Source organism: Paenibacillus sp., from assembly GCF_031177825.1.
Taxonomy (GTDB): domain Bacteria; phylum Bacillota; class Bacilli; order Paenibacillales; family YIM-B00363; genus Paenibacillus_AE.
Genome location: NZ_JAPSKE010000008.1, coordinates 127,110 through 140,243, shown reverse-complemented (window position 1 = coordinate 140,243; position 13,134 = coordinate 127,110). Strand labels below are relative to the sequence as shown.

Here is a 13,134-nt window from a genome sequence, read left to right as displayed (position 1 = left end):
CCGGGCTTATTTGCCGACGAATTCCCGGGAAATCGCCGCGATGTACATTCTCCGCATCTTGGTCGCTTCTTCGACGATCTGGATGCAGCGCTGCTGCTCTTCGGCCGTCTTCGCATATTCAAGCACGATCTGATACCCTCGTTCGCCGTGAATTTCATCGGAGACGATATGGAGATCGAAAAATTCCACTTCCTCGTCCGTAAAGCCGTATTTTTCGCGCAGCGTCGGCGTCTGACGGCGGTAGATCGCAGGCACCTGCGACTCCAATCCGACGACGAGCGCGGCTGTCGCGTACAAGTAATTTTCTTTAAATGCCATTCGGTAACACCATGATTGGAGACCGATCGTCTCCGGGAGCAGATCCTTCATACCGACGATGCGCTCCCGCGTCGTCCCGCACGCTTCGCCGAAGCGGATGAGCAGATCCGTGTGACGATCGCCGCCGAGCTCCTCCTCCCACATGTTTTGAAGCAAGAAGTCTCTGGCGTCCTCATGAGGGCAATTCGCGTAGATGTAAGCCAAATATTCCGCGAAGGGACCGACATACGCGTAATGCTGCTCAACCCACCGGGCGAAATGTTCCTTCTGCAGCTCTCCGTTCGCCCACATCGTCGTGAAAGGCGCCTTCGCTACGGCATTTCCTTCGATGGCTTGCTCCAGTGCGCGGCGAAATTCCTCTTTGTTCATGAATTGCGGCTTCGTTGCGATAAGTGTCATCGGGAATACGCTCCTCTCGAAAATGGAATCGATTAATTAAGAATATTGAAATTTGGTATATTGTATACCATTTATTGAATGAGGTATAAAGCGATCATGCTTAAGAGCAGAAAGACCGAAGCGAACGGAAGATTCCAGTTCGATACTCGGTACGTGCTGCGATCGACCAGGCTCGACATAATGGCGATCGTAGCGTTGTATGGCCCTACGAGGAACGATCCGGCTGCTCCGAGCAGCATCGCCACGGCGATCGGCTCGACGGGAATGCCGAGCGTATCCGGTCGGAGCGAGCCCGCCGCAACCGCCAACGCGACCGCCGGATGTATGCCGACGAACGCCAGGACGAAAGGCAGCAACGGAATCAAACAAAGAAACAGCTCCGGTCCGACGAGGTCCTTGAATTCGTTCAGCCGAAGGCTGACGACGCGATCGGCTCCCGTCGCTTGGAGAGCCGCAATCATGAACCCGGCGCTTAAGAAGACGAAAAACTGATCCTTCATCTTCATGAGCTGATCCGGCAACGCTTCTCTTCCGCGAGCCGCGAACTCGCGCGCCTTCCCGATGAGTGCCGCCCATGCGAACGCGAACGGGATAACGGCAAGCGTCACGAGCACGAGAAAGCTCAAGTCGGTATAGCGTTCTAAGGTGGATATGACCAGATTGAACGCGAAGATGACGATAAGAACTTGAACCGGGTGCTTCCCTCTCGTCTTTTCGGTGTCGCCTTCCGCTCCGCTTTCGCGGGCGGCCGCCATTTTTTGCAAGACCTCCCGTCCGATTTGCCGTCTTCTGCGGTTCGAGAGCCAAAGCCCCGTCACCCCGTCCAACACGAGCCCTAGGACGCTTAAAGGAATGACGATCGGCAATAAGGCGGACCACCTTGCCCCCGTCATCTCGACGACCAAACCCACCATCGGGGTTACCGGCGTCCAGACGAGCGGCATGGCGAAGCCATGGGTCACGGCCCGACTGAGAAATCGATCCTTATACGCGATGGGATACAGATCGACGGAGGAACGAATCGTGTGATACACCATCGGCAACGCCGCCACGCTCATGAACGAGCTGAACGAGTACGACATCGCGGACGTGATCGCATACAGCGCGCCGGAATGACGAACGCGGCTTCGAATGATCGTCCGCACCCGGTCGGCGTATCGTCCGAGCTGAATCGGAATCGCGACGAACGGCATGAGCGCGAATAGGCTTAAGATGTCCAACATGCTTCCGAACGATAGCAGATAGCTGTCCCAAGAAGCGCCGTGCGCCGCGAGCAACGCGCAACCGATCGCTAAGAACGACCCGCCGAGGATCCGAACGGACGGCTTGATGGAGAAGACGACGACGACGACGATAAGTGCGCATATTGCGGAGACGACCCCATCGAGGGGCAGCCGCGGAAACAAGGTTCGGCACAGATAAGCGGCGATCGCGGCGAGGAACAGCGCCGACTTCATAGCTACAACACTTCCCGTACCGCCTCGGCCAACCGAACCAACGCGGTTTCGACGATTTCCTCGCCGATGGCGCGACTCGCTTGGGTGGCGTCTCCGATGCACCCGTTGAGGGTCATCTCTTCGTAATAATAGAAGCCTTGCAGCGGACTGCCCGGGCGCAGCTTGCGCCAGCGTCCTTCTTGGATGTCGCCCTTCTCCAAGCGATCTTCCCGCACGAGGCGTGGCGCCAAGTAGAGCGCTTCGGACACTTCCCGCTCGCAGCTGTGTCCGTACAGCTTCGAAGAAAGCGTGCGATCCATCACGTCTTTGGCGGAGGCTGTCGTCTTTGCGTAGTAGAAGCGTACGCCAAGTTCTTGCGTAATCGTCTCGGCTGCGACCGCGAGCGTGTTTTGATTGCCGCCGTGCGCATTCAGCACGAGCACGTTTCCAATGCCGTGCCGCTTCAGCGAATGTACCATGTCCCGGAGCACGGCGATCAGCGTAGACGGCTGGAGCGAGATCGTTCCGGGAAAATGAAGGTGATGGGGCGAGACTCCCATATTGATCGTAGGCGTGACGATCGCGACCGGAAACAGCTTCGCAGCGAGCCGTACCGCCATCTCCTCCGCCAACACCGCATCGCAGCTCTCGTTCATGTGAGGGCCGTGCTGCTCATGAGCGCCGAGCGGGATGACCGCGATTCGAACCGTTCGCAATGCCTCTTTCACCTCTAGCCAAGTCATTTCCGTCAACCGATACGCCGTCGTCATGTCGCATAACTCCTTTCGTCCAAAGAACGATGACGCCTTAGGTTTCGAAATGATTTTTCTTGAGAGCGTAATGTCCCGCGACCGTTACGATGCCGTACAGCAGCACGGACAGCAGCGCGAGCATCATAATGCTGACCATTACGAGGTCCATCTGGAACACCTGGCCGCCGTAGATGATCAAATACCCGAGCCCCGCCTTCGACGACAGAAATTCGCCCATCACGACCCCGACCAGCGTAAGACCGACATTCACTTTCAGCGTCGCAATCACGTTCGGCACGCTTGCGGGCAGCAAAACCATCCGCAGCATCTGGTATCGACTCGCGCCGAGCGACTCCATCAGCTTCAGCTTCGTTCGGCTGATCTCCTTAAAGCCGCTTTCGATCATCATGATCGTGACGATGATGGAAATCGCGATCGCCATGCCGTATACGGAAAACCGATCGCCAAGCCAGATATAAAAGATCGGGCCGAGGGCGACCTTCGGGAGCGCGTTCAGCACGACGACGTACGGCTCCAAAACTTTGGAAGCGAATGTCGACCACCAAAAGACGACCGCGATCGCCAACCCGAGAACCATCGAAACGGCGATGCCGATCAACGTCTCCAGGCTCGTCACCCATGTATGATGGAACAGCGAGCCCTCGAACGCTAACTCCTGGAACGAACTCATTAGTCTCGTCGGCTGACTCGTCAGCATCGGATCGACCCAACGCCGCTCCGCAGCCAGCTCCCATAACGCCAACAGTACGGCGAATACGGCCAATCGAGCGAGACGGATCGCCCTTTGATTGCGCTTCTGCGTTCGGAGATACGCTTCATATTGCGGCGATGCGGACGGCTTCCGGACGGCTTCGGCGGTAACGTTCGGCTCGCTAACCGGCAGAGACGACATGACCCTCCAGCTCCCTCCATATATCGTTGAAATATTGGTTGTACCGGGCCGCGCTCCGTTTCCGCCAAGGTGGCAGGTCTTCGCCCTCGTCGAACCGGATCGAATAAATCGAAGATATCGTACTTGGGCGCTTCGACATGACCATCACGCGATCCCCCATCCCGATCGCTTCCGAAATATCGTGAGTGACGAGCACGGCCGTCTTTCCCTGATCTTTGATAATGTTGAAGATTTCATCGGACAGCGTCAGGCGGGTTTGATAATCCAACGCCGAGAACGGTTCGTCGAGCAGCAGGATGTCCGGCTCCGTCACGAGGGTGCGGATGAGCGCGACCCGCTGGCGCATTCCGCCCGACAGCTGGGCGGGATTGTGGCGGGCGAAGCCGCCGAGCCCATACCGATTGAGCAGCTCAAGCGCCTTCCGTTCGGCCTTCTTAAGGTCCATCCGACGTACCTCCGCTCCGACGAGCAAGTTGCTCAACACGTCTCGCCACTCGAACAGATGGTCGTGCTGCAGCATGTAACCGACCTTCGGCGATACGCCGGATACCTCCGCCCCGTCGATCAGCACCTTCCCCTTCGTCGGCCGGATCATGCCGGAGACGAGGGAGAGCAGCGTGCTTTTCCCGCAGCCGCTCGGTCCCACGATGCTAATGAATTCCCCGGCTTCGACGTACAATTGAATATCCCGCAGCGCTTCCGTCTCCTGCTTCGTCGTGAAATATTGTAAACTGATGTCCCGCAGCTCGATTTGCGCCATCGAATCACTCCTTCATAGCGTTTACGAACGTCATGTCGACGACTTCGCCCATGTCCGCAATTTTTTCCTCCGGCTTCAGAACGCCGTTCTCGATTAGGACGCTCTGGAGCGTCTCGAACGCTTCCGGCGTCAGCTCCGGCTTCGCCGGCCAAGTGTCCTGGGCCATGTACCGTTCGACGGATTGGAGGATCAAATCCTCGGGCGTCCCTTCGAAGAATGGCATCAGCGCCGCGGAGATGTCTTCCTTGGAAGCCGTTTTCAGCCAAGCCGCGCCTTTCGCCACCGCATTGACGAAGCCTTGAACGACCTCGGGATTGTCTTTGATATAATCGGACGTCGCCACGTAGGACGTCTCCGGGAAGGCACCGAACGACTCACCCATAGAGGCGACGTAGTACGCTTTTCCTTCCTTCTCCAACGTGGAGGCGACCGGCTCGAACAGCTGGATGTAATCGCCTTGGCCGCTGGCGAAGGCTCCCGCCATCGCCGGGGAAGCCACGTTCGTAATGACTTCGGCGGCGACGCTCTCCTGGATCAGCTTCGAATTCATGACCATCTGCGGCGCGCTTCCCGGGCGCCAGCCCAAGACCGATTTCCCTTCCAGATCGCTCCACTCGAAGGAATCCTGCTTTTCGCGAGAGAGCAAGAAGGAACCGTCCTTCATCGTCAGCTGATGGAAAATTTTCAGCGTCTTATCGCCCTTTTGGTTATAGATATAGATTGCCGTCTCCGGACCGACGAGCGAAATATCCGCGATGCCCGCAATAAGCGCGGCAGCCCCTTTATCCGAGCCTTGCGCCGTATTCATGTCGACGACGATGCCTTCTTCCTCGAAGAAGCCCTGCGACATCGCCGCATAGTGCGGCGCGTAGAAGATGGAGCGGATGACCTCCGAGAAGCGTACGGTCACCGGCTCCTTCGGCGCCTCCGCCGTCGGCTCTTCTGCGGGCGTTTCCGCGGGCGCTTCGGCCGGTTCGGCCGCGGGCGGTTGACTTGAGCTCGTCGTCGGCTCCGTACTCGCACAGGCGGTCAATACAAGCAGCGTTGCCGACAGGATAGCGATTGCGGTTCGAATTCTCTTCCCCATGGTTCTCTTCCTCCCAATATTTGTTTATATGTACACGGCTCGACTGACGCCGGAGACGAGATGCGTCTCCGCTATCGCCTTGCCATACTCCACCATCTTGGCATGACCGACGTTCCGAAGCGGCACGGCCGTCATGCGCTCCCGCAACAAGATCACCTCCGTCTTCGGCAGCAGCATCTCCAAGGCGTAGGCCAGCGGCAGCCCATTCTCCCAGATTTCTACGGAATGGGGGTTACCTACGATGAATGTCAGACCTCTTAGCCGAGCCAGCTTTACAAACTCGTGATCTTCCCGAACCCGGCTAATGCTGACGATGATCGTGTCGGTTTCCGGGTACATCGCGAGCGCCGATTCCAGATGCTCCAAGGAAAAGCCGGTGTGCGGGAAAAAATGAAGCACATGCTTCACCGGACTGTCCGGCGTCCCGCTCAGCAGCTTTGCCGGATTGGAGATCGTCGCTTCTTCCAATGCCGTCTCTCCCCTGATCACCCGTTCGGCCTCCAGCAGATCGCGATCGATCTCCCGGCCCATCCACTCCCCGATCCGGTTCAAAATATCTCCGGCCGTCCGAACCTCCTCGAACGCCACCCCTTTATGAAGCACATTGCCGGGGATGCCGCCGAACGAGGTGTCGGTCTTCAACTTCCGATGCCCGTGAAGGAAAGTGAGACCGGGATGCAAACCGTGAAACGCCTCGTGCATTTCGATAATGGACAGACCGTACAACGGCAAATAATCGGCGAACGGCACGCCTCCCGAATTAGCCGCTTCCGCAACCGGATGATGTACGACCAGCACATCCAACCGAAGCGCGGAGGCCAACTCGATCATCGACTCCGTAAGCGTCATTCCGACGCCGATCCGCGATACCCGCTTCTGCTTGTCGCCGAAGATGAGGCCGGGAATTTCAATGACGCTCTTGCCCGGAATGTTCGACGTTTTCGTCACGACATACGGATTCGATCCCGAGGTAACCTCGTTCCAATCCATCACCATCCTTCCTCCGGAAATGTGATTTAGCGCCTGCAAGACGCTTGTTACATCGGTTTCCGACCGTTCGACGGTCATTCGCTCTCACCTCTCGTCGGTAAGGCAACAAAGAATGCAAAAAAACCGCACAATCATGAGCATACATGGGCCATGAATGCCCCAGATATGTCACAATCAGCGGTTTTAAAGCTCTCCTGCCGGAGTTCTCTATTACCTGCTATGGTTTATTGCGCGGCTACGGCTGAGATCCCGTCTCTTCTCTTTTAAGAAGGATGAAACCCCCGCAATCGCCAACGTCGGTTCCCTACTCGCAAGGCAACAATCACCCTGTTGGTAGATAATATAACGTAATGTTCTCAGGTAGTCAAGCTATTTGTATTGTTTTCTCAAAAATATGTTATATTATTTTACATAAACATCTCATTATTTTATCGTCATTCGATGGATTCTTTAAACATAATGATCGTTCCGGATATTTCAGACCTCGGATCGTAATCCTTTAACACCGAGAGCACCTCGAGTCCCAACTGCCGTTCGATTTGATCCTTCAGCATCCGTTTGTTCGCCTCCATGACGAGCATATCCACGCTTGCCGTGAGACTGCGATGCTCGGCGTCGAGTATTTTCAGAGCAGGAATCCGCTTATGCGTAGCGAAAATATACACTTTGTCGCCGACAATCTCGATACGTTGAGATTTAATGCCGATGCCGAAAATTTCTTGATTAATGGAGTTGTATATTTTTACGATCTCTTGCTTCAACACGCCCGCCCCGTATTTCGGCTTCATCGCGAATCCCCCTCGGCAACTTATTTTCCAAAATGTTCTACATCATGTCGCATGAATCCTTTACTCACATGCAATGTTAAATAAAAAAGAACCGTCAGGCTTTCGCCCAACGGCTCTATGCGTTCTCTTTCACTTATGCCAAATGCCCGTTCGACTCTTCGACCTCTCCCGCAGCGACCTCGCTAACCGCTTCGCCGTAGCGGCGAATCAGCTCCGACGTAGATAGTGCGATCATTTTGGGAATCAGCATCTCCGAGCGTTCTCCGAGCCGATCCTTGCCTTGGGGATGAATAACGGAAAGAAGACATTTCAAGTACAGTCTCGTCGCGGAGGCGAACAAGCCCTTCGGCAGCTCCACGACCGTAAATCCGAATTGTTCCACACCCCGATTCACCATCGACGTGCCGACGACCGCCTTGATGCTCGGGGCATCGCTGCGTTGGAGCACCGAGGCGGCCAATTGCGGCATCGTGCGCTCCATCGCCCGAATGAGCTGGATCGCCAGCTGCAGCGGGGAGCGCGCCTTGCGGCCGAAGTCGTACAGCAGTTCGTTGTTCATATGCAGCTCGACGATCTTATCGCCGGATTGCAGCGTCTCCCCTTCGGGCAGCGGAACCGTCTGACCGTGGTACGACGTCACCCGATAGAAGAGAAAGCTCTTCGAATCGCCGGGTATCGCGGACTCCAGCCGGAACAACGCGTGGAATACCCGTTCCCAGAGCAGCCATGCGCCGACGATCGTCTTGCGGATCGGCCCGGTTTCCCGCTTCGCCTTCGTCCTGGCCTTCGCGGTCGATTGGATCAGCTCGTCCACCCGGGCGAACGAGAAGCCTCGCTCGAGCGCGGCGGGGATAAACCGCTCCAGCGCTTCGATCGTATTGCGCGGCGCCTCCGGATCCGCTCCGAACGTATTGCCGCAATCATGCAGCAAATACACCTGTCCGCCCCTTAGCATCTTCAACATCCGGTTTTCGATCTTCTTCGCGCCGGTCGAAGCCCGCCAATCGCGCGGCATCGCCGACCAAAGCACGACCTGCATGCGGCTGCGGCTCGCGAAGTCGAACAAATTCATAATGCCCCACGGGGGCCGATAAAACTTAGGCTTCTCGCCCGTCATGCGCTCGATCGCCTCCGACGTCATCCGCACATGCCGCGCGACCGATTTCGGCCGCATCACCCAATTGCTCCGATGCGAATAATTATGAATGCCGATGGAATGGCCATCGCGATGCATTCGCTCGACGATGTCGGGATTCGCCTCCGCATGCTTGCCGACGACGAAGAACGTCGCTTTCACGTCGTGTTTCTTCAGCAGATCGAGCAAGAGAGGCGTGTGCACCGGGTCCGGCCCGTCGTCGAACGTCAGACTGATTTCTTTATCGGACAAACCTCGCTTAAACACGCGAAAGCCGAACAAACGGCTGATAATCCCCGGAAGAAACGCGTAAAACGTAAAAAAGTAAAATAAGTACAATATAATATTGCCCACCCACGTTCCCCCTAGCCGAACTCTCCCTTGACCGCGGTCTCGTTAGCGTAACTCAACCGCATGAAGATTATTATAACATCAGACAAAAACAACCTGTAGTGTTTTACCTGATGTTGCGTCAAAGTTCGGACTGCCGGACGGCGCCCCTACTCCGGGAGCGCCGCCAGCGCGTCCATAACGGCCTTGAAGACGGCCGTCGCCCGGTTCGCGGAACCGAGCGGACGGCTCTCCGCCAGCACCGCGACCGCATACCGAGGCCGATCGACCGGCCCGTAGCCCGCGAACCACTGGTGCACGACGTCCCGGCCGCCTACCGTCGCCTCCGCGGTGCCGGACTTGCCCGCGAGCGGCCACGACGCGTTCCGGAGCGATGCGCCCGTGCCGCCTTGCACGACGCCCTCGAGCATGCCGTGCACGAGGCGCGTCGTTCGGGGCGAAATCGCGGCTTCGCCGCCCGGCAGCGCCTTCGCGGCGTATCGCTCCACGGCGTGGCCGTCCGCGTAGCGCAGCTCCGCCGCCGCCCGCGGCGAAGCCGGCGCGCCGCCCCGGGCCAGCGTCGCCATCCAATTCGCGGCGGCGAGCGGCGTCCAACGCGCGTCGCGCTGCCCGATCGCGGTCTGCGCGAGGATGCCGCCGTCGGCGTCGGAAGGGGCCGCGGCGAACAGACGGTTCTCTTGCTCTTCAGGCAGCTGCGTCAGCGGTCGGCCATCCACGTCGGAGACGTCCTTCCAACCGACGGTCCCGCTCACGCCGAGCGCGGTTGCGTACCGCTGAAGCGTCTCCCCACCCAGTCGCTCGCCCACCTCCGCGAAGGCGATGTTGCACGACGCCGCGAGCGCTTCGGCGAACGTGATATGCCCATGCCCGCCTTCTTTCCAGCAGGTTAGACCATAACGGCCGTACGTGCCGTCGCAATCGAACGTCTCGTCGGGCCGGACGACGCCTTCCTCCAGCGCCACCGCGGCCACGAACGACTTCATGATCGAGCCCGGCGCGACGGCGCGGATCGCTCGATTGGCCCAGTCGTCTCCCTGCGGAGACAGGTGCTCGTCTTCGTATGCCGGGCGGCTCGCCATCGCGACGATGTCCGACGTCGCCGCGTCCAATACGACCACGGCGCCTTTATCCAATCCGGCGGCGTCCGCCGCGGCTTCGACCGCCCGCTGCGCCGCCGCGTCCACGGTCGTGATCAATCGCAGCGGATAATACGGGTTGGACGAGCCGACCGTCTTCATGCCGAGTCCGTCGAGTCCCTCGCCATGGCCGTCGATGTACGACACGATCCGCGACTCCCCCGCGCCGTGCAGCAACCGGTCGAACGCGAGCTCCAAGCCCGCGGCGCCGATCGGCGTGGACAACGAAAGCTGGCCGTCGGCGAGCTGCTTCTCGTACAATGCCGTCATCCGCTCCGGCTGCTCGGCGACGAAGCCGACGAGATGCGCCGCGATACGCCGCTCCGGATACCGCTTCACCGCGGAAGCGACCGTCGCCCCGGAAAGTCGAAGCCGGCGAATCGCCTCGGCCTGCTCCCGCGTCAGCGCCGCGGGCGACGCTCCCCTGTCGCGGGCGCCCGGATTCCACCACGTCGGCCGCTCCGCCTTCCGCCATTCGTCCAACAGCAGCATCGGGGAGACGTCCAAAACGCGCGCCAGCTGTCTCCGCTCGGATTCCGTCAGGCGATCCGCTCCCCCCGGCAGCAGCAGCAGTCCCTCCACCGTTACGCCGGTCAGCGGCTCGCCGGTTCGATCGGCGATATGCCCGCGTCCGGGATCCAAGGTGACGCCTTGCGCCCGCTGGCGGACGGACATCGCCGTCGCGTCCGTCGCGGCGCTCCCCCTAGGGGATGCGCCGCCCCAGGTTTGCAGCCAGAGCAGCCGTCCGGCGAGCAAGCCGATGCCGAGCGTGAACGCCAGTAAGACGTGAAATAACCGATGCAAGCGCATGGGGCGCGACCTCCGAGGACATTTTCCAAATAAAATAGGACTTTATCCCCAGTATACGCATCGCCCCAGTCGCGCAAACGCCGCCCCTGCGAACGCAAGGGCGGCGTGGGACGCCGGGTTGAAATTACAATCGGAACTTATTGAGCGTGTCGCGAAGACGCTTCGACACGTCTTCGAGGCGGCCCGCCAATCCGACGAGCGACTCGCCGACCTGCAGCTGATCCGAGCTCAAGCTGGCGACTTCCTCGGACGTGGCCGACGACTCCTCGGCGACCGCGCTGACGCTCGACATCGCTTCGGACAACGTCCGCTGCGTCGTCTCGAGCTGCAGCACCGCGTCGGACACCGCGTCGAGCTGCGTCGTGAACTCGAACATCCGGTCGTTCACCGACAAGAAAATTTCGTTCGACTGCTTCACCGAAGCGATCTGCTCTTGGAACAGCGGATACGCCCGTCCCATCAGACCGACCGTCTCCTCGATTTCCGAGCGAATCCGGTCCGTAATCGTGCCGACCGTCTCGATCGATTGCTTCGATTGATCCGCGAGCTTGCGAATTTCGTCCGCGACCACCATGAAGCCTCGTCCGGCTTCTCCGGCGCGCGCCGCCTCGATCGTCGCGTTCAGCGACAAAATATTCGTCTGCTTCGTAATGTTGTTCAACAACACCAATATATCGCGGATCGACGCCGTGCTCTTCTGCAGCTCTTCCACCTTGCTTACCATCGATACTGTCAACTGCTCGGTTTCCGCCGTTTTCTCGCTCAGCTCGCGCATGTACTCCGCGCCTTGGCGGCTCGACTCGCGAATGTCCGCCGCGGCGGAAGCCATATGCTCGTTCGCTTGGACGGTAATCGTCATCTTGCTGCCCATGTCGTTCGTCACGTCCGTGACCTTCTCGGCTTCGACCGCCACGTTAGAGGCGCCGATGGCGATCTGCTCTGTCGCTATGGCGATCTCCTTCGCCGACGTCGCCGTCCGGCGGGACGCTTCGCCGAGCTCCTCCGCCGTGCTCATCACGTCCCGCACCGAAGCGTGCGAGTCCTCGACGAGCGCGCGGATGTTCGACAGCATCTCGTTAAAGCCGGTCGCGAGCGTACCGATTTCGTCTCTGCGTTTCGCGTACGGGGACTGCACCGCCAAGTCGCCGCCTTCGGCCTGCTTCATCAGCCCGCTCATGCGCCGAAGCGGCGTGCCGATGCGGCGGGCGACCATGAACCCGATCACGATCGCGGCGACGATACCGGCGGCGAGCATACCGATCGTCACGTTCCAGATCGTCTGAGTGCCTGCGACCAGCGGGGCGAACGGCTGAACGCCGACCAATCGCCATCCGCCGTTCAACTGGCTGTGCACGACGAGCGTCTGCTCGCCGTCGATCATCTCCTCCGAAGCCCCGCTTTCGCCTTCGAGCGAAATGCCGAACGGCGTTCCGACCTCGGCTTTGTCGTCCGAAGACACCACGTTGCCGGAAGCGTCCAACACGTACATCCGGCCCCCTTCGCCGAGCGCGCCTTGGACGACCTCTTGCAGCCGGCTCTCCCGAAGCTCCATCAAGTAGACGTAGCTGACGTTGAACGTGCCTTGATCCTTAATTACCCGAGCGTACCCGAACGCGACCGACGACAGCGTGCCGGACGGCCCTTTGGCCGTCGCAGGGATCCAGACTCCCTTACCGTCGTTCTTAATAGCCTCCTGATACCATGGGAGTTCGGAAACGTCCCCCGGCGCCGAACCGCCGATCGACATCGTGGGCAGCGCATCGTCCATGGATAACAGATGGACGGACGCGATCGAGTTATCGGAGAACGTATATGTATTCAATCTCGTTTCCATATCGCGTCGGACTTCCAGCTGCCTCATAATATCGTCCGGATACAGCCGGTAAGACGAGGACAGATCCGCGATTTCGGGAAGGAGCATGATCTCGAGGGCGGTGTCTTCATATTGCTGCAGCACCAGTTCCATCTTGTCCGCGGCTTGAATCGCGGTCAACCGTTTCGCGTCTTCGACTTGCGTCTCGATCAACTGTCGAGAGCGGTCATAGGAAAGAAACCCTACGCTGGATACGGATACAACGATGACCAGGAAAAAATAAAGAAACAGCTGCATCCCGATCGAACGAGTCGGATCGATGCGAATATCCGACCGTTCGGCCGGTCCGGCACCCCTCCGTTCGTTCGACTTGCTCTTCGCAAGGAAAGTTAGCATTTTAGGCCTGTTCTTCATTAGTTCCACCCTTTCGGAGTATGCCGAAGGTC

Annotated in this window: 11 protein-coding genes; all 11 read right to left on the bottom strand. The window is 58.9% G+C overall.

Translation table 11 applies throughout. From position 1 onward, the window contains the following. Positions 1–6: 6 nt before the first annotated feature. Positions 7–717, bottom strand: a complete 711-nt coding sequence (locus tag RIN49_RS12195; protein ID WP_309120443.1) for an iron-containing redox enzyme family protein — start codon at positions 715–717, stop codon at positions 7–9. 71 nt (positions 718–788) lie between these two features. Then, positions 789–2,174: a hypothetical protein gene (locus RIN49_RS12190; RefSeq protein ID WP_309120442.1), complete on the bottom strand. Its 1,386-nt coding sequence runs from the start codon at positions 2,172–2,174 to the stop codon at positions 789–791. Positions 2,175–2,176: 2 nt separating this feature from the next. Beyond that, positions 2,177–2,923 (bottom strand): creatininase family protein, encoded by a 747-nt coding sequence (locus RIN49_RS12185; RefSeq protein ID WP_309120441.1) that lies wholly within the window; start codon positions 2,921–2,923, stop codon positions 2,177–2,179. Between the two features lie 37 nt (positions 2,924–2,960). After that, complete coding sequence (locus RIN49_RS12180; protein ID WP_309120440.1) at positions 2,961–3,818, bottom strand: ABC transporter permease; 858 nt, start codon at positions 3,816–3,818, stop codon at positions 2,961–2,963. After that, on the bottom strand, positions 3,799–4,578 hold the full coding sequence (locus tag RIN49_RS12175; protein ID WP_309120439.1) for an ABC transporter ATP-binding protein: 780 nt from the start codon (positions 4,576–4,578) through the stop codon (positions 3,799–3,801). The genes RIN49_RS12180 and RIN49_RS12175 overlap by 20 nt, the downstream gene beginning before the upstream one ends. A gap of 4 nt (positions 4,579–4,582) precedes the next feature. Further along, positions 4,583–5,665, bottom strand: coding sequence for an ABC transporter substrate-binding protein (locus RIN49_RS12170; protein WP_309120438.1), 1,083 nt, complete (start codon positions 5,663–5,665; stop codon positions 4,583–4,585). A 24-nt stretch (positions 5,666–5,689) separates the two neighbouring features. Further along, positions 5,690–6,655, bottom strand: a complete 966-nt coding sequence (locus tag RIN49_RS12165; protein WP_309120437.1) for a Nif3-like dinuclear metal center hexameric protein — start codon at positions 6,653–6,655, stop codon at positions 5,690–5,692. A gap of 434 nt (positions 6,656–7,089) precedes the next feature. Next, positions 7,090–7,443, bottom strand: a complete 354-nt coding sequence (locus RIN49_RS12160) for a Na-translocating system protein MpsC family protein (RefSeq protein WP_309120436.1) — start codon at positions 7,441–7,443, stop codon at positions 7,090–7,092. A gap of 133 nt (positions 7,444–7,576) precedes the next feature. Then, positions 7,577–8,932: a polysaccharide deacetylase family protein gene (locus tag RIN49_RS12155; protein ID WP_309120435.1), complete on the bottom strand. Its 1,356-nt coding sequence runs from the start codon at positions 8,930–8,932 to the stop codon at positions 7,577–7,579. Positions 8,933–9,078: 146 nt separating this feature from the next. Further along, positions 9,079–10,875, bottom strand: a complete 1,797-nt coding sequence (locus RIN49_RS12150; protein WP_309120434.1) for a peptidoglycan D,D-transpeptidase FtsI family protein — start codon at positions 10,873–10,875, stop codon at positions 9,079–9,081. 124 nt (positions 10,876–10,999) lie between these two features. Next, positions 11,000–13,084, bottom strand: coding sequence for a methyl-accepting chemotaxis protein (locus RIN49_RS12145; RefSeq protein WP_309120433.1), 2,085 nt, complete (start codon positions 13,082–13,084; stop codon positions 11,000–11,002). Between the last annotated feature and the right edge of the window lie 50 nt (positions 13,085–13,134).